Below are 17,328 nucleotides of genomic sequence, written 5' to 3'. Positions count from 1 at the left end.
TCCAGTCTCCTCGGATCACACTGCGGCCGAAAGGAAGTGCGCGGCGCGGTCGATCAACCGCGGCAGGGCGGGCGCCATGGCCTCGAGTTCGGGGTCCGGGTCGACCCGACGGCGGTTGTTCTTGACGAGCAACGACCAGGTGGCGGCCGACTTGAAACAGGCCAGCGCCTGGAACCAGTCAAGGTCGGCGACCTCGGCACCCAGCGCGTCGGCGTAGACATCCGTCAGTTCGGCGGGCGAGGGCGTCGAACCGAGGTGCGGCGTGACGCGGCGGTAGGTGTCGGGATCGGCGTTGACCAGAAACCAGCCCACGTCCACCCGCGGGTCGCCCGCCGACCAGATCTCCCAGTCGACGACGGCGTTGATGCGCGCACCGTCGGCCAGCAGATTCCCCAGCCGAAAGTCGCCGTGCACCAACGACGTTGGCAGCGCGGTGGGCGTCGTCGCTCGCAGCTCGTCGGCCACGCTCGGCCACCCGGGGGCCACACCCGGGTCGACCGTCTCCAGCGCCCGGCACCACCGGTCGACCTCGGCACCGGGTCCGACGACGGGTTCGTCGCCCAGCCCCACCGCCGCGACGTCGACGCCATGCAGTTCGGCCATCACGCGAGCGGCGTTACGCATCCGTTGGGCCACCGTGGCGTGAGCGGGACCCGCGTCGAAGAGCGGCTCGGCCGCTTCGCCGTCGAGGAAGGTCATCACGAACAGGGGTGGATCACCCGCGTCCTCCCACAACACCTCGGGTACGGGCACCGACGTGCCTCCCAGTGCGCGGATGATCCGGGCCTGGCGCAACACGTCGCGGTGCCGGGTTGGAGGCAGTCCCGGCGGCGCCATCTTGACCACCACTCGCTGCCCGCCGACCGCGCCCACGTAGGTCAGGCTCGACGCGCCGCCGGCCAGCGGCCGCACGTCGGTCACACGACGGCCGGCCAACCGCGAGCGCACCAGGTCCAGCGACTGCGAATTAGTCCCGGGCATCGGACTGCCGAAGGAAGTCCTGGGTATGAGCGATGCACCCGGTCCGTGTCCGCGGGTCCGCAGTGCACAGGCGGAACACGGTCTCGACGATGAGCCCGATGTCCTCGGTGTCGACCTTGGCCAGGTCCAGGGCCCCCGCGCCGGGCGTGGCAACGGGTTTGGTTGGCGCGGCGGCGTTGACGGCGATGCCGTCGTCGTACAGTTCGGCGGCCAAGCTCTTGGTCATCCGGTTCATGGCCGCCTTCACGGTGCCGTACATGCCGAACCCGGCAGCGCGGTCGAAGTCGTCGAACGGCGGACCGGGCGGGAGCTCACCGCCCACGGAGGTGAGGTTGAGGATCCAGCCCCGTCCTCGGTCGCGCATCCCGGGGATGGCCAGCTGGGCCAGGTGCAGCGGCGCGATGACGTGCATCTCGACCATCAGCCGGGCGCGCTTCTCCGGAAAGCCCTCCAGCGGCCGCAGGAACGTGACCGCGGCGTTGTTGACCAGAATATCCGGCGCTCCAACGAGATTCACGACCTCGTCGAACATCCTGGTGCGGTCCCCGGAGTCCGAGAGGTCGGCCGCCACGGCCAGCGCCGTGCCGCCCTCGGCGAGGATCTCGTCGCGGGTCTGCCCCAGCGAGCCGTCGTACTTGGGATCGGGGTTCATCGTGCGTGCGGTGATCGCGACCGTCGCACCCTCGGCCGCGAAGCGCTGCGCGATCGCCTTGCCCAGCCCGCGGCTCGCGCCCGTGACCAGTGCCACCTTGCCTGCACACCCGGCGCTCATCCGACCCTCGCCACGTCGCCGCGCGGGATGCCAGCCAGTCGGTCGGCGAACTTCACCATGGCCGCCTCCCGTAGTCGCAGCAGGTGTTCGGAGGGAAAGCCGTCGGGCGCAGGCGTGACGTCCTTGAGCAGTTGCCGCGCCAGCGTCACCTTGTGGACCTCGGTGGGACCGTCCGCCAGGCCCAGGACGAACGACTCGGTCAGGTATTGCACGAAGGGCATCTCGTTGGAGGTGCCCAACGAGCCGTGGATCTGCAGGGCGCGGGCCGACACGTCGTGCAGCACCTTCTGCATCATGGCCTTGACTGCGGAGATGTCACCGCGGACAGCCTGGTAATCGTTGAACTTGTCGATCTTCCATGCGGTTTGGAGCGTGAGCAAACGGAACGCCTCGATCTCCATCCACGAGTCGGCGATCATCTCCTGCACCATCTGCTTGTTCGCCAGCACCTCGCCCTGGGTGTAGCGCGACACCGCCCGCTCGCAGATCATGTCGTAGATCCGCCGCACCAGTCCCACCGTGCGCATGGCGTGGTGAATTCGCCCGCCGCCCAGCCGAGTCTGCGCCACGACGAAGGCGCCGCCCCGTGGGCCGAGCATGTGATCGTCGGGCACGCGGACGTTCTCGTAGCGGACGTATCCCTCGCGGCCCCCGCCGCCCAGCGGTTGGTAACCCAAGCCCACGTCACGCAGCACGTTGATGCCAGGCGTGTCACCAGGGAGCACGAACATCGAATACCGTTGATATGGCGACGCTTCGGGGTCGGTCAGGGCCATCACGATGATGAACGACGCCATCGAGGCGAACGACGAGTACCACTTCTCCCCGTTGATGACCCAGTGGTCACCGTCCTGAACCGCGTTGGTGGTGAACACCTTCGGATCGGCCCCGCCCTGCGGCTCAGTCATCGAGAAGCACGAGACGATGCGATTGTCGAGCAGCGGCTCCAGGTATCGTCGTTTCAGCTCAGGGGTGCCGTAGTGAGCGAGGATCTCGCTGTTGCCCGAATCGGGTGCCTGCGAACCGAACACGATGGGTGCGCATTCCGAGCGGCCCAGAATCTCGTTGAGCAGTGCCAGCTTCATCTGGCCATGGCCGGGCCCGCCCAGGTGCCGTCCCAGATGGGTGGCCCACAGCCCGCGGTCCTTGACCATCTGCTGCAGCGGCGGGATGAGCGCCTGACGAACGGGATCGTTGAGGTCGTGGGACTCGGTGATGACGTAGTCGACCGGCTCACACTCGTTGCGGACGAAGTCCTCGACCCACGCCAGTTGCTCGGCCCACTCGGGGTCGGTGGTGAAGTCCCACGCCATCTTCGTTCCCTTCAGTCGTCGCCACGTCCCGACCACGCTTGCCTGCGGGCGGCGGCGTCGTCGGTGGCGTGGGTGAGAACCTGGTTGCGGTTCTCGAGTTCGAGCGACGCATCCAGGGGCGCGTCGACGTTGGCCTGTAGCGCTCGCTTGGTGAGTTCGACACCAAGCGGGGCAAGGCCTGCGATGAGGGCGGCCAGCTCCAGCGCACGATCCACCAGCCGATCGGGTTCGAGGATCTCGCTGACCAACCCGCGGCGATCGGCTTCCTCGGCGGACACCGTCCGACCGGTGAGCGTCCAGTCGGCGGCGACACTGGTGCCGACGATGCGCGGCAGGTGGTAGCTGGTGCCCATCTCCGCGCCGGACAGGCCCAGGAGGATCGCGGCGTTGCCGAATGTGGCTGCAGTGGAGCAGATCCGGATGTCTGAGGCGAGGCACAGGGCTAGTCCGGCGCCGACGCACGGCCCGTTGACGGCGGCAATGACCGGTTGCGGGAGCGCGCGGAGCGCAGTCGGCAGTGCCGCCATCGCCTCTTGGAATCGCATCCGGTCGACGGTGGGGGCGCTGGCGTCGAGCATGGCCGGCCCGAAGTCCCGTACGTCCAAACCCGAGCAGAAGCCGCGGCCCGCACCGGTGAGCACGACGACCCGCACCGAGCGATCGGTCGCCAGTGCGGCCAGCACGCAGGTCAGCTCGTCACGCATCGCCTGGTCGACCGCGTTGAGGCGCGACGGCCGGTTCAGCCGAAGTACGGCGACACCGTCGGCGGCCGCCTCGACGTCCAGGGTGGTGGGCATGGCTACACCCGTTCGACGACGGTCGCGGTGCCCATGCCGCCGCCGGTGCACATCGTCACCAGGCCGACGGTCAGATCGCGTCGCTCCAACTCGTCGAGGACCGTGCCGATGAGCATCGCACCGGTGGCGCCGATGGGGTGTCCGAGCGCAATGGCGCCGCCGTTGACGTTCACGCGGTCGGGGTCGAGGTCGAGGTCGCGAATGGTCTTGAGCGGCACGGCGGCGAACGCCTCGTTGACCTCCCAAAGGTCGACGTCGCCGAGGGTCATACCGGCCTTGTCCAGACAGCGTCGGGCGGCCGGACCGGGAGCAGTCAGCATGATGACCGGTTCGGAACCGACGGCCGCGGTGGCGCGGATGCGGGCGCGCGGCGCGACGCCGTGTTGACGGACCCAGCGGTCCGACGCGATGACCGCCGCTGCCGCACCGTCGACGACACCGGAGGAGTTGCCTGCGTGGTGCACGTGCTCCACGCGGCCCACACCGGGATACCGCTCGAGGCAGATCTCGTCGAAGGTACGGCTCTCCCCCTCGAAACGGGTACCGCCGAGAGCTTCGAAGGCGGCCCGGAGCCGGGCCAGCCCCTCGGTCGTCGTTCCCCCGCGAGGATGCTCGTCACGGTCGAGCAGCACCTCGCCGTCTGGACCGCGGATGGTGAGCAGCGAGCCTGCAAAGTAGCCGTTGGCGGTCGCCACCGCGGCGCGCCGCTGACTCTCGGCGGCATATTCGTCGACGTCGTCGCGGGTGAAGCCCTCGACGGAGGCGATCAGGTCGGCCGAGACACCCTGCGGCACCGTCGGATACCGCTGACGCAGTGCGGCATTCGTGCCGTCGATGGTCGTGGCACCGGCGGCGACGCCCCACCGCGACATCGATTCCACCCCGCCTGCCACCACGAGGTCTTGTGCTCCGCTGCCCACGCCCATGGCGGCGACGGTGATCGCCTGCTGGCCGGAGCCGCAGAAGCGGTTGAGCGTCATGCCCGGCACCGACTCGGGCCAGCCCGCGAGTAGCACGGCGAGGCGGGCGATGTCGTCGCCGTGGTCTCCAGCGAGGATCCCGTTGCCTGCGACGACGTCCTCGACATCACCGGGGTCGAACCCGACGCGGTGGGCGAGGCCCTGCAGACACAGTGCAAAGAGCTCCTGGGGATGGATCCCGTGAAGCGCCCCGTCGGGCCGTCCCCTGCCCCTTGGCGTGCGGACCGCGTCGACGATCCAGGCGTCGACGGGCATGTGCACTCCTGAAGTCAAGAACGTCATTCTCATCTCGAGCATACGAGCCGATCGGGTAGATGCACAGCAATATCCGATGAAGCCCCGTGATGAATTGGGCCGTTACCGGCCCGCCGAGGAAATCAAGTTCTAAAATACGAAAATGCGCTTTCCGCGACGTCGCCGGCGACCTCGGCAACTCACCGGCCGCGTGGCGCTGGTGCCACTGCTGCTGACGACGGGACTGGTGCTCGGCGCCGGGACTGCCGTCCCCGTCGCACTAGCCGATGACGAACCCACTCCCGGACCACCCTTGCACGCGGTGAAGTACACCGTGTTCTCCGAGACGCCGTTCCGCAACGCCGAAATCTACTATCACGCAGTCGATCCGCCGAACTTCGCCGACTACAGCCACGACCCCTACGCATTCACGCCCAACGTCGAGGCCGACCTCGGCCCGAATCAGCAGTGGACCATGGACGTCATGCTGGCCAACCCCGACGACTGGGCGATGGTCACGGTCACCAGCCTGGATTCGCCGAGTCGGCCCAACTTTCACTGCGTGCTCGCCGTGGACGGCAAGGTGGTGGTCGCCAAGCAGGGACCGGTCGGCGCGCTGTGCTCGATACGGAATTACTAGTGTTCGACCGAGGCGCCAACCCCACGCGTCGCGTCGGCGTCGACCATGCGCTCACCCTCCATCCGGTGCAACCACGATTCGCAGAACGCAAGCATCTCCGCGTGGCCGCTCGACATTCCCAGCGCCTGCTCCATGACCAGTACGCGCGTCACGCTCGTCGCGAAGACCGCCCAGACCACCGGTGGTACGTCCGACACGTCGTAGCCGTAGCGGCGCAACGCCGTGGCGATCGCGTCCACCTGTTGCCTGCGGAATTGCTCGGCGTAGGCGCCGATCTCGGCCCGCAGCGCCTTCCGGTGGTTGGCCAGCCCCATGAATTCCATGGTGAGTTGCGTGCCGGCGGGATCGATGCCGAACTCCCACAGGGCCCACAACGGCTGCGGCGAGTCGAGTGCGCGCGCCTGCACCTCGAGCCCCTGGACCGCCCGGCGACGGAAGATCTCGACGAACATGTCGTCCATCGTGCGGAAGTAGTAGTGCACCAGTTGGGGCTTCAGGCCGGCACGCTCGGCGACGCGCCGCGACGTCACCGCCGCATACCCGTCCTCCAGCATCAGCTGTTCGGCCGCGTCGAGCAGCACGGCACGGTTCTTGGCCTCGGGTCCCGCGACCCTCCGATCCGATGCCATGCCGTCACCTCCCTCTCGTGTGAATGGCAGCGCCCCCCAAGCGAATGGTAGGCGCGGCGCGCTCAGATCCCCTTGACCGGGCCATCACGCAATGCTAAGCATGTGCTCAGCATCTACGGCAACCCACGTGGTGCAACCACGAATCACGCCTCGCCCAACCTCATCCGTCGCCCGTCAGGGAACTGGAAGGACATTCTCGACCATGACCGCAGACTTCGACACCGTCGACTACTTCACCGATCAGTCGTTGGTGCCGGATCCGCACCCGTACTTCGACCACCTGCGCAGCAAGTGCCCGGTCGTCCGCGAACCCAACTACGGGGTCCTCGCCATCACCGGGTACGAGGAGGCCAACACGGTCCTGAAGGACACCGACACCTACTCGTCGTGCATTGCGGTGGCCGGGCCCTTCCCGCCACTGCCGTTCACCCCCGAGGGCGACGACATCACCGCGCAGATCTCCGAACACCGGCAGCTCATGCCGATGTTCGAGCACATGGTCACCATGGACCCGCCCGACCACACCAACGCCCGCTCGTTGCTCAACCGGCTGCTGACCCCGAGTCGACTGAAGGAGAACGAGACCTTCATGTGGCGGCTGGCAGACGAGTGCCTCGACGACATCGTCGCCGACGGAAAGTGCGAATTCCTCTCTGCGTATGCAAAGCCGTTCTCGCTGTTGGTGATCGCCGACCTCCTTGGCGTGCCGCACGAGGACCACGACGAATTCCGAACCGTCCTCGGCGCACCCAGGCCCGGTGCGACGGTGGGATCGCTCCAGGGTGAGCTGGTGGCGACCAATCCCCTGGCATGGCTCGACGACAAGTTCGTCGCCTACCTCGAGGACCGCCGCGAGAACCCCAGGGACGACGTCCTGACCGCGTTGGCAACGGCGAAGTTCCCCGACGGGTCGACACCGCCCGTCATCGAGGTTGCCCGCTCGGCCACGTTCCTCTTCGCGGCAGGCCAGGAGACCACCACCAAGTTGCTGTCGGCGTCGATCAAGGTCCTCGGCGACCGTCCCGACATCCAGGACGCCCTGCGCAAGGACCGTAGCCGCATACCGATATTCGTCGAGGAGGCGCTGCGCATGGACGCGCCCGTCAAGAGCCAGTTCCGGCTCGCCAAGAAGAACACGGTCCTCAACGGCACCGACGTTCCCGCCGGCACCACCATGATGGTCTGCCCGGGCGCGGTCAACCGCGACCCGGTGCGCTTCGAGAACCCCCACGAGTTCAGCCTCGACCGCAAGAACGTGCGCGAGCACATCGCCTTCGGACGGGGTGTGCACTCCTGTCCCGGCGGCCCATTGGCCCGCGTCGAGGGCCGAGTGTCGATGGAGCGAATCCTCGACCGGATGGGCGACATTCGCATCGACGAGGAGAAGCACGGTCCGGCTGGCGATCGCAGCTACAACTACGAGCCCACGTTCATCCTGCGGGGGCTTACCGAGATCAACATCGAGTTCACGCCGGTGGTGTCGAGCTGACCGGTTCCCGTTGGCGGCGCCCAGCACCCCTGCTGGGCGTGCTAATGGCTGCGGCGGCGACCATGTCGGCGCCCGTCGCCAGCGCCGCGCCACACATGCGGATAGGGAACTACGAGGTCCTCAACGACCGGTGGAACGACCATTCGTGGATCTGGTCGGTGACGCACTCGTGCAACGACGATCCCGATTGCGGCACGTACTACGACGATCCCGTGTTGGCGCCACACACCGACAACCTCAACGTCATCGCCATTCCGCGGCCCCTGAAGAGTCAACGATTCCAGAACATTGCGTTCTATGCCGACGGCCGATACACGCTGACCGTGGACGTAATCGACGGAGTGCGCTGTGTGGGGTACAACCTGCCCTCGCACGACGTCTACTCGTGGGACGCCGCGACGCTGGCCGGAACGATCAACTCGACCTATGACGCCGGGTGCTACGGAGCCCCCGGGGGCGTCAGCACGTATACCTTTGCCCTGCAACCGTACTGAGCCCGTCGCCGGGCGATGGGATCGAACCTCAAAGGTCGCCGCGCGTCCACGTGCTCGCTCCGTTGCGTGCGTCGCAGGACAGGAACAGCCCGTCAGGCGCTTGGGCCATCTCGCCGTCGCGGCCCGAGCAGTTGCCGCCTTCGAGCTTGACGCCACGCAGTTCGGTGGATCGAAACCACCGCGGAGCGTAGCGGCGCGGCGACCCGCAGAACACCACCCGGCCCCAATCCGTCACTCCGAAGACGTAATACGTCGTCTGATCGCACGGTGCGCCGAGAACCGCCCCCGGCCGAATCCCCGGCACACAGGCCGGTTCGTTGCACGACGTCGGATCGTCGGCGGGTGCCGGATCGGCGGGATCCGCGGCCGCCGAGGGCGCCACGGTCAGACCGGCAATCAAGAATCCGGCTGCAACGCCCCTGGCAATACGCACTCCACGATTCTGTCATGCAGGACGCCGGATTTCGCCGCATCTGGCGCACTCGCCGACACCGATTCGCCGTACCAGGTACTGCGCCCCGAACGCTGCCGCCAGCGCGGTGAAAGATGTTATCGTCAGTGGCAGAACGCCATTGCCGTGACGGCGCCCGTCGACGCCGACTGGGTAACGCATCGAGGGGTGGTCATGGAACTAGCCAAGTCCCTCGCCGGAGTGATGCTGATCGCCGGTGCCTCCGTCGTGCTGGCGCCGCCGGCCACTGCGGAATATGAGCAGTACGCCATGAACGGCACGTACTCCGTGGTCTCCAACGGAGAGTGGGCCAGGATGAACGACCGCTTCCAGGACGAGCCGACGGTGCGCAGCACCTGGACCGTCACCTCCACCTGCACCACGGCGCTGACCTGCGCGGGCAAGGTGACCAGTTCGCTGGGGTGGACCGAGGACATCTACACGACCTCGGGAGCAAACTGGTTCGTCAAACACGCTGTGCCCGAATGGATTCCATGCCCGGACGGGGGCACAGCCCCCGGGCTGCAGGTGTACCACATCTACCCCGCGACCGACGAGGGCCTCGTTCAAAACGTCTCCGACACGTGGTTGGGCGATGACGTGACGACCGGGATCAGCGGCAACTGCGGCAGAAGCAAGTCCCTCGTGCTGAGCCTGCCGGTCAAGATCCTCAAGATTTCTTGACCGGACCGGTGTCGAACCGTCCCTAGTGTGGCAGCAGATCTTGCCATGTCGTCGCGAGCGGGGTCGCCAGCGCCAGATTGGTCACCTTGTACACCTTGCCGTCAGAGCCGACGTACTCGCCCGTGCGCGGATTGTATTGCGTCACTGCGACCTTCGGCTTCGATCCGGGCGCACCGGTGGTGAAGGCGCTGGGCGCTACGGGAGCCGCGCCACCGTCGTCGACCGGCGCCGGGGGGCCCTGCGGCGTCGTCTCAACCGGCTCGGATGCACCCGGCGGCGGGGTGTCGACGGGCGGGATCGGCTGGCCGTTCAGTGAATTGCCGTCCGGTGGGGGCGGCGCAACGGGTACTTCGAGCGGTGACACGGGGGCTCCACTCGGCGGGGTACCGGACGGCACGGCCCCGGGCGGAAGCGGCGTGCCCTGCACCGGCGCGTGAATGTCGTCGGTCAGTGTCGCCCGATCGTCGATGGGAATGCCCTGGGCGATCAAGCTGGGGTCGAGTGGGACTGGCCCCAACACGTGCTGTCGCATCGCCAGTGGCACGTACGGCTGATCGCTGTTGCAGATCGCGATGGTCGGCGCGCGCTTGCCGGGCTTTCTGATGCAGGGGAAGTTGCGGGCGCCACGAACCGCGATGGGCGAATCCTGGGGCAACTTGCAGTACAGCCCGTCGGGGGTGTCGACGTCGGACAAGTCGTCGGGTGAACGCCACGACGACGGCGGCAGGAAGCCGACGGTGCACGCCGGCGGGTCGTTGACCGTGATGGCGAAGTCACCGCGAGCACCGCCGGTGGAGTCAGACGTACTCGAATAGCTCTGCTGCTGAGCGATGTACGGCGGAAGCAGGACCAGGAGCTGCTCGAGTGACGCGTTGTAGGTCATCAGGATTTCACCGACCGTGCTCAGGTTGCCGAGCAGAACGGGCAGCGTGGGCTTGAGCTCGTTCAACAATCCCGATACCTCGTCACTGAAGCCGGGAAAGGTCTGCAGCACCGTGCGCAGTTGGGGGTCGTTCTTGGCCAACTGACCAGTGACACCGGCGACGCTGCGTGCCCACGTCCTAATCGAATCGGCCCCCTGGGCTTGGCCTTCGAGCAGTGGTCGTGCGTCGTCGGCAAGTGCCCGGGTTTGGCCGGCCGCACCGTTGAGGTCGGCGCTCAGGGCCGCACCGGAATCGAGGAGCGAGCCAAAGTCCTCGCCGGCACCGTTGAGTCCCTTGTAGGTCTCGTCCAACAGGTCGGCCAGACGATCCTTGGGGAAGGTGCCGACGAGGGTGCTGACCTTGTCCAACACCGGTCCGATGGGCGTAGGAATGATCGCGTTCTGCCTGGTGATCACGGCGTGATCCTGCAGATAGGGCCCGGAGTCGGTGCGCGGCATCAGGTCGACGTACTGCTCACCGACTGCCGACACGCTCTTGACGCGCGCCTCCAGATCGGCGGGAATCTTGGGCGACGTGGCAATCGACATCGTCGCGTCCGCGCCGTCCGGAGTCAACTGGATATCGGTGACCTTGCCGATTTCCACACCGCGGTAGGTGACGTTGCTGAATTCGTAAAGGCCACCGCTGCTCGGCAATTCGAGCGTCACGGTAAGCCTTCCAATGCCCAAGAGAGTCGGCGCCTGCAGGTAGGAGATGCCCATTACCAGCATGCCGACGACCGACACGACGGCGAAGATCGCCAACTGAATCTTGATGAACCGGGTCAGCATCAGCGACCGCCCTGCTGCCCGGGTGCGGGTGGCGCGGGGGGTGGGCCGTCGCCACCGGGGGGTGGCGGGCCGTCGGTCACTGCGGGATCGGCAGGCGTCGCGGGTGAAGGTGCCTGCGCCGGGATGGATCCCGGCCCGGGCAGACTCTTGTCGGCCCCGGGCGGGTCGGCCTGCAGACCGGCCGTTGGCGGATTGCCTGGAAGGGGCCCGAGCGGACCGCCGGGTGGTGGTGGTGCGAGCGGTCGACCCATTGGATCGAGTGTGTAGCGCTGGAAGAGGGGTTCGCCGGGCAGCGGCACCAGGTCGCGTCCCTCCTGCCCGGCTCGCGAACCCAGGAACAGCGACTTGCGCAGCCGAGGTCCGGAGATGTCGACGGTTACGAAGATGTTGATGAAGTCACCTCTGATACCGCGGTCGATGACACCCTGTCCGAACGGGAAGACCGTGCCGTAGGCCAGGGCGGCGTCCAGATCGGGTCCGACGTCGGCAAGGGCCTTGATCGTCGGCGCCAGGTTCGTCAGATTTGCTACCAGGTCGGCCTGGGTGTCGTTGACCAGTCGGTTGGCCGTGTCGCTGAACTGTCCGAGCTTGGTCAGGGCGGTCGTCAGCCGCGGCCGTTCACGGTCCAGCACTTCCAGGGCCCGCGGAATGCGTTGCAGCGCCTGGTCAATGGTGTCCTTGCGATCGGCGAAGGTCGACGCCACCCGGTTCAGCGCGTCGATGGTGGCGACGATGCTCTGACGCTGCTGATCCAGGGTTCCGACGAAGGTGTCGAGTTGGGTGAGCAGATCCCGGAAGTCACCCTCACGTCCGGACAACGCCGTGTTGAAGGTGTGCACCACGTCGCCGATCTGGCCCAGCCCGCCGGCGTTGACCACCACCGACAGCGACGACAGGGTCTGCTCGGTCGTGGGATAGGTGGAGGACTCGTTGAGCCCGATCGTGGAGCCCGACGGCAGCCGTCCGGTGGGCTGCTGTCCGACGGGCGGATTCAATGCCAGGTGCATCGAACCGAGCAGGCTGGTCTGGCCGACGCTTGCGACGACGTTGTCGGGGACGACGACACCGGGTTCGATCGACACGTCGACCTCGGCATGCCAGCCCTTGACGCGCATCGCTCCGACACTCCCCACGACCACGTCGTTCATGAGCACCGGCGAATTCGATTCCAGCGTGGCGATGTTCGCGATCTCCACGTGGTAGACGTGTGCGTCGGAACCACGTCCCACCGCACCCGGTAGGGGCAGAGAGTTGATTCCCTGGAACGCACAGCCGGTGGCGGTCGTCACCACACAGGCCCCGACGGCCAGCAGGCGGATCGGCATCCTCGACCTCATGACGGCGGTGTCCCCTCGGCCGGTGGCGGGCCGGGTGCGGGACCCGGTGGAAGTTCGGCGGGAAGCAACAGCTGCGGCAGGCTCGGCGTGCCCGCCCCTTCTGGAGCCGCCTGCCCCGAGGGGTTCCCCGGGAGTATCTGCGGCGGATCCGTCGGCACCGGCGCCCCGGGATACAGGGCGGGGAACGGCGCCACGGGGAGGCGGTCGTTCGCGGGGAGCGGCACGCCAGGAGGGCCCATTCCCGGCGGCGGCGGAACGTCGCCGTCGAGGCCGGTGTAGGCGGACACGGCGGGCGGAATCTCCGGTGCCGACTGCACTCCACCGGCGCCGCCCGGCGCCAAGGCGGGGTCTGCGTAGATCACGTGATCCGGGCTGGCCGACTTGGCGAGGTACGGATTAATCGGCACCGGAATGTAATTGAGGTTGAGCAGCCGCAGGGCCGGCCCGAGGTAGTCGTTGCACAGCTTGGCGGTCTCCGGTGCCGTGCTGTTGGCGGTCGCGCCGACCATGCCGCAGACGAACTGCATGGGGTTCGCGAGGTTGGGAATCGAGAACGCTCCCCGGACCGCGCCGAGATCGGGGTCGTAGATGTTGTAGGCGTTGGCGAATGCGTTGGGCGTGACGTGCAGGACCTGCTCCAGGTCGTCCTTGGAGTTCACCAGCGTCTGGGTGACCTGGGCCAATCCCTGGACCTGCTCGACGGTCTGATTCCTGGTGCCGGCGACGAACCGCGTCACCTCGTGCACAGCGGCCGCAAGGTTCGTCAATGCGCCGTCCAGATCCGACTTGCTTCCGTCCAGCACGCTGGACAACGTCGCCAGCCGATCGTTGAACGACACGATCTGTTCGTTGCTGTCGCGCAGGGCGGTGACGAAGACCTGCAGGTTCTTGATTGTGCCGATGAAGTTGCCGCTACCGTCGGCCAGGATTCGTCCGACTCCGGAGAGTTGGGCCAGGGTCTGACGCAGCTTGTCGCCGTTGCCGTCGAGCGCGTTCGCCGCGCTGTCGATGAACCTGCCGACCGAGGACGTCGACACGTCGCTCGTCGGACCTAGGTCCGACGCGAGCCGCTCGAGTTGCCGTTTGACCTCGTCCCATTCCACCGGAACGGCCGTGCGCTCCAACGGGATGACCGCTCCGTCGGCCATCTTGGGACCGGACGAACGATAGGCCGGTGTCAGCTGCACGTACCGGGCGGCGATCAGATTCTGCGCGACGATCACGGCCTTGGCGTCGGCGGGCACCGACACGGAATGGTCGACGCTCATGACGATCTTGGACTGGGTGCCCTGAGGGACGATCGAGTCGATCGTCCCGACCTTCACCCCGGCGACCTTGACGTCGTCACCGGGATAGATGGACGTGGCCGTCGAGAAGTAGGCGGTGAGCGTCGCGGGCGCGAAGAACGCATCGCGGAGCACCAGGAACCCGCCGCCGATCAGTGCGACCGCCAGCGCCACCGCCACGGCAGGCGCCAACCAACGCCGCGACCCGGCCGTCATCGAGATCCACCAGGAATGGCGTTATAGGGCAACGGAAGCTCGGCGCGTGGTCCCGTCTCCGGGGTGGTGGGAGGCGCCCCGGAACCGAACGGACCGCGGCGGAAGCCGAAGGCGTAGTCCAGGAACGGCTGCAGGTACTGACCGAAGGCGACATTGGGCACGTACGCGATGTAGTAGGGACCGCTGGAGACGGCCTCACTCTGCGTCAACTGGTACTTCGCCAGACCCGGAAGCGCCTTGGAGATGTTGTCGCGGTTGCGAATGAGTACCTCGTTCACCTTGTTCAGGCGCTCCAGCGTTGGCGCTAGCGCCTTTTCGTTGTCCGCCACGAGGCCGACGAGTTGTTGGGAGACCGCGGAGGTGTTGGCGAGCAGGTCGACGATCGCCTGTCGGCGTTGCACCAGCACGTCCAGCAAGTCGTTGGCGTTGAGGATCAGGCTGTTCACCTGCTGGCTTCGCGCGGAGAGGATTCCCGTGACGTTCGACGCGGCTTGCAGCAGATCGCGCAGACTTTCGTTGCGACCGTTCAGTGCGCGGGACAATCGGGTCAGGCCATCGAACGTCGGGCCGAGCTGAGGCGCCATCTGATCGAGCGTCTCGGAGAGGGTGTCCAACGAGAGGTTCAACTGTTGGGTGTCCGTACCGGCTGTGTTGACGGTGAGCTCGCCGACGGCGTCGCTAAGCGAGTACGGCGACGACGTCCGGGAGACCGGGATCGGGTCGGCCCGGTTGAGGGCTTGACTCCCACTCGAGTCCAGAGTCAGGACCCGTTGTCCAAGAAGCGATCCCGTGCGGATATGCGCGGACGTCTCCGACCCCAGCGGGTACTGACTCTGCACGGTGAAGCCCACCAGGGCGTCACCGTCGTCGAGCGACACACTCGTCACGGAGCCGACTTTGATGCCGGACATGGTGACGTCGTTGCCGACGTAGATGCCGCCGGCCTCGGCGAAGCGAGCCTGGTACTTCAACGAGGTCGCATAGGAGAACAACCGTTCAGGTTGCAGCCCGACGGCGATGACCAGAATGGCGAGCACGACACCGACGAAGCCGGCTCTGATCAAGCGTGCGCTGGCGCGATACTTCAGCATTAGGGCTCAGCACACCTTCCGTTTTCCTGTTTCACGAAGGGGAACACCGACGCCCTGCCCTGAAGATCGGTGACGCGGACCTGAAGTGCACATATGTAGTACTGCACGAAGGATCCGTAGGCGCCGACCCGCGCGAGCTTGCGGTAGTTGCCCGGCGCGCGCTGCAGCGCACCGTCGAGGAAACCCTTGCCGCTCTCCAGATTTGGAGCGAGACGATTGAGCTGCTCGACCGTGGCCGCAAGCGGTGGCCGGGCTTGGGTCAGCAGGTCGGTCAGCGATGCCGTGCCGTTGTCGAGCGAGGTGATGGCCGTCCCGATCGGATCGCGGTCCTGCGCCAACCCGCTGACCAACTTCTCCAGCCGGTCGATGGCCCCGCCGAACTGGTCACCGTCCTTGGCGATCGTGCCCAGCGTCGTCTTCAGGTTGTCGATGAGGGCCTGAACCGTCTGGTCGTCGTCGGCTACCGTGCCGGTGAACGACGACGTCTTCGACAGCAGCGAGTCCAGGGTGCCGCCTTCGCCCTGAAACACTTGTACCAGTGAGGCTGTCAACGCGTTGACGTCCTTGGGGTTGAGGCCCTGGACGACGGGCTTGAGTCCGCTGAGCAACAGATCGAGGTCGAGCGCCGGTGCGGTGCGGCTCTTCGGAATCTGGGAGCCGGGGGGCAGCAACGCGGTGGAGCCGGGGCCGTCCACCAGGTCGACGAAGCGGTCACCGGTGAGGTTGAGGTACCGAATCTGCGCCCTTGTTCCGTCGGTCAATCCGATGCTGCGGTCGACGTCGAAGTCGACGAGCACCTCGCGGTCCGATCGCAGCGACACGTCGGTGACCGTGCCGACCCGGATACCGGCCACTCGCACCGTGTCACCCGACTTCAGCCGGGAGGCGTCGGTGAACACCGCCGAGTAGTCGTCGGTCGAACCGGTTCGGTACTGCCCGAAGGTGAAGAAGAGGAACACGGTCAGCAGCGCCATGACCGCGGCGAAGACGCCGAATTTCAGGATCATCCCCCGCGACCCGGTCATCCCGGCATTCCGACCTGCGAGGTGTTGCGCGGTGGCCCCTCGAGCGGTCCGAACAGCGCCTGTTTGAGTCCATCGGAGTTGACCAACACGCCCTGGTTGCCGAACCGCCACGGGTTCGCGCCGACGTCGGTGACCAGGAACGGCGGCCGCTTTCCGTTCGGTACGACCGGCAGCATCTGTTCCGTGCAGGACGTTCCGCTCTTCGCCGCGACCTTCGGAAGGTCCGACGGATAGCGGTAGCGGTCGACCCCGAGGGTGAACGTCGCCGAAATGTTCAGTCCGGCATTGTCGAACGGCGGGGTCTTGGTGAACGCGGCCAAACCCTGCACACCGCAGCGAAGGTTGTCGCTGTACTTGCTGGCCACTGCCGTCGTCGGCACCAGCATGCGCAGCAGGTCGGTGAGCGCCTGGCGGTTGGTCCCCAGCACGTCTTGCCCGGTTTCGGCAAGGCCGATCGAGCTCAGCAGGAACACGTCGATCGCTTGGGCCTGGTCGACGATCGTGTCACCCACCTTGGTGGTGTTGGCCAGCACGTCGACGAGATCGGGCGCGGCGTCGGCGTATGCATTCACCACGACGGGCGCCGCCTCCAGATCACGGCTGACGTTCTCCAGACTTGGGTTGAGGTTCTGCAGAAAGCGGTCGAGGTCGGTGACTGTCTGTCCGAGTTTGTCGCCGCGTCCCCGCAGGGCGCCCGAGACGGCGCCAAGAGTCTGGTTCAACTTGACCGGGTCGACGGCGTTGAGCACTGAGTTCAGTTGCTGGAAGACGGTATTCGTCTCCACGGTCACGTGTTCGACACTGACCTGGGCGCCCGCCGCCAACGGTGTCGGCGACGGATCGGGCGGTTCGGACAATTGAACCGACTTGGCGCCGAAGACCGTCGACGAACTGACGTCGACCAGGACGTTGGACGGTATGTTCCGGAGCTCGTCGGGATCCATCGCGAGGTGTAGGACGGCCATTCCGTCGGGGCGGGTCTCGATGGACTCGACCTGGCCGACCTGAACACCACGCATCTGGACCTTGGCCTCTGGATTCATCACCAGGCCCGCGCGTTCGGAGATTACGGTCACCGGAACGGTCTGACCGAAACCGCCAAGGAACATCGTGATCGCAAACACGATGACCGCGACGATCGCGAGTACGGTGGCCAGCCCCGCGAGGGGGCGCACGGACGTGCTCGACATCGGTG

At 66.7% G+C, this 17,328-nt stretch carries 17 protein-coding genes; 4 read left to right on the top strand and 13 right to left on the bottom strand.

Annotation, left to right across the window (positions count from 1 at the left end; genetic code table 11):
- Nucleotides 1–15: 15 nt before the first annotated feature.
- Genes B1790_RS02380 through B1790_RS02360 form a run of 5 tightly spaced genes read right to left on the bottom strand, consistent with a single transcriptional unit; the run spans nucleotide 16 to nucleotide 5,098 of the window.
- Nucleotides 16–981 (bottom strand): phosphotransferase family protein, encoded by a 966-nt coding sequence (locus B1790_RS02380; RefSeq protein ID WP_079921538.1) that lies wholly within the window; start codon nucleotides 979–981, stop codon nucleotides 16–18.
- Nucleotides 968–1,753, bottom strand: a complete 786-nt coding sequence (locus B1790_RS02375; protein ID WP_079921537.1) for an SDR family NAD(P)-dependent oxidoreductase — start codon at nucleotides 1,751–1,753, stop codon at nucleotides 968–970. Before B1790_RS02375 ends, B1790_RS02380 begins: the two co-directional genes overlap by 14 nt.
- Complete coding sequence (locus tag B1790_RS02370) at nucleotides 1,750–3,066, bottom strand: acyl-CoA dehydrogenase family protein (protein WP_079921693.1); 1,317 nt, start codon at nucleotides 3,064–3,066, stop codon at nucleotides 1,750–1,752. Before B1790_RS02370 ends, B1790_RS02375 begins: the two co-directional genes overlap by 4 nt.
- An 11-nt stretch (nucleotides 3,067–3,077) precedes the next feature.
- Nucleotides 3,078–3,863, bottom strand: a complete 786-nt coding sequence (locus tag B1790_RS02365) for an enoyl-CoA hydratase/isomerase family protein (protein WP_079921536.1) — start codon at nucleotides 3,861–3,863, stop codon at nucleotides 3,078–3,080.
- Nucleotides 3,864–3,865: 2 nt separating this feature from the next.
- A complete protein-coding gene (locus tag B1790_RS02360) occupies nucleotides 3,866–5,098 on the bottom strand; it encodes an acetyl-CoA C-acetyltransferase (RefSeq protein WP_079921692.1) in 1,233 nt (410 codons plus the stop codon).
- 142 nt (nucleotides 5,099–5,240) lie between these two features.
- Here B1790_RS02360 and B1790_RS02355 point away from each other — a divergent pair, with 142 nt between their 5' ends.
- The gene (locus B1790_RS02355; protein WP_142270973.1) at nucleotides 5,241–5,717 is read left to right on the top strand and encodes a hypothetical protein; all 477 of its coding nucleotides are present in this window, start codon (nucleotides 5,241–5,243) and stop codon (nucleotides 5,715–5,717) included.
- Here B1790_RS02355 and B1790_RS02350 read toward each other — a convergent pair.
- The gene (locus tag B1790_RS02350; protein ID WP_079921534.1) at nucleotides 5,714–6,346 is read right to left on the bottom strand and encodes a TetR/AcrR family transcriptional regulator; all 633 of its coding nucleotides are present in this window, start codon (nucleotides 6,344–6,346) and stop codon (nucleotides 5,714–5,716) included. The two genes, B1790_RS02355 and B1790_RS02350, sit on opposite strands and share 4 nt — an antisense overlap.
- A 202-nt stretch (nucleotides 6,347–6,548) precedes the next feature.
- Here B1790_RS02350 and B1790_RS02345 point away from each other — a divergent pair, with 202 nt between their 5' ends.
- Together B1790_RS02345 and B1790_RS02340 are read left to right on the top strand one after the other, a co-directional pair.
- Nucleotides 6,549–7,835, top strand: a complete 1,287-nt coding sequence (locus B1790_RS02345; RefSeq protein WP_079921533.1) for a cytochrome P450 — start codon at nucleotides 6,549–6,551, stop codon at nucleotides 7,833–7,835.
- A gap of 44 nt (nucleotides 7,836–7,879) precedes the next feature.
- On the top strand, nucleotides 7,880–8,329 hold the full coding sequence (locus tag B1790_RS02340) for a hypothetical protein (protein WP_079921532.1): 450 nt from the start codon (nucleotides 7,880–7,882) through the stop codon (nucleotides 8,327–8,329).
- 28 nt (nucleotides 8,330–8,357) lie between these two features.
- Here B1790_RS02340 and B1790_RS02335 read toward each other — a convergent pair whose 3' ends face one another.
- Nucleotides 8,358–8,762, bottom strand: a complete 405-nt coding sequence (locus B1790_RS02335) for a hypothetical protein (protein WP_079921531.1) — start codon at nucleotides 8,760–8,762, stop codon at nucleotides 8,358–8,360.
- A gap of 192 nt (nucleotides 8,763–8,954) precedes the next feature.
- Between B1790_RS02335 and B1790_RS02330 the strand changes: the two genes are divergently transcribed.
- A complete protein-coding gene (locus tag B1790_RS02330) occupies nucleotides 8,955–9,464 on the top strand; it encodes a hypothetical protein (protein WP_142270972.1) in 510 nt (169 codons plus the stop codon).
- Between the two features lie 22 nt (nucleotides 9,465–9,486).
- Here B1790_RS02330 and B1790_RS02325 read toward each other — a convergent pair whose 3' ends face one another.
- From B1790_RS02325 to B1790_RS02300, 6 genes are read right to left on the bottom strand one after another with little or no spacing between them, the layout of a single operon-like run.
- A complete protein-coding gene (locus B1790_RS02325; protein ID WP_079921529.1) occupies nucleotides 9,487–11,178 on the bottom strand; it encodes an MCE family protein in 1,692 nt (563 codons plus the stop codon).
- Entirely contained in the window at nucleotides 11,178–12,503 is a 1,326-nt protein-coding gene (locus B1790_RS02320) for an MCE family protein (RefSeq protein ID WP_369832271.1), read from the bottom strand. The genes B1790_RS02325 and B1790_RS02320 overlap by 1 nt, the downstream gene beginning before the upstream one ends.
- Nucleotides 12,504–12,511: 8 nt before the next feature.
- Nucleotides 12,512–14,017 carry an MCE family protein gene (locus B1790_RS02315; protein ID WP_079921527.1) on the bottom strand — a complete coding sequence of 502 codons (1,506 nt, stop codon included), beginning with the start codon at nucleotides 14,015–14,017 and terminating at the stop codon, nucleotides 12,512–12,514.
- Nucleotides 14,014–15,108 (bottom strand): MCE family protein, encoded by a 1,095-nt coding sequence (locus B1790_RS02310; protein ID WP_079921526.1) that lies wholly within the window; start codon nucleotides 15,106–15,108, stop codon nucleotides 14,014–14,016. Before B1790_RS02310 ends, B1790_RS02315 begins: the two co-directional genes overlap by 4 nt.
- Nucleotides 15,108–16,133: an MCE family protein gene (locus tag B1790_RS02305; protein ID WP_079921525.1), complete on the bottom strand. Its 1,026-nt coding sequence runs from the start codon at nucleotides 16,131–16,133 to the stop codon at nucleotides 15,108–15,110. Before B1790_RS02305 ends, B1790_RS02310 begins: the two co-directional genes overlap by 1 nt.
- Entirely contained in the window at nucleotides 16,130–17,323 is a 1,194-nt protein-coding gene (locus B1790_RS02300; protein ID WP_079921690.1) for an MCE family protein, read from the bottom strand. Before B1790_RS02300 ends, B1790_RS02305 begins: the two co-directional genes overlap by 4 nt.
- Nucleotides 17,324–17,328 lie beyond the last annotated feature (5 nt).

The sequence above is a fragment of the Mycobacterium sp. AT1 genome (assembly GCF_002043095.1).
Classification (GTDB): Bacteria; Actinomycetota; Actinomycetes; order Mycobacteriales; family Mycobacteriaceae; genus Mycobacterium.
This window is presented reverse-complemented; position numbering and strand designations above follow the sequence as displayed.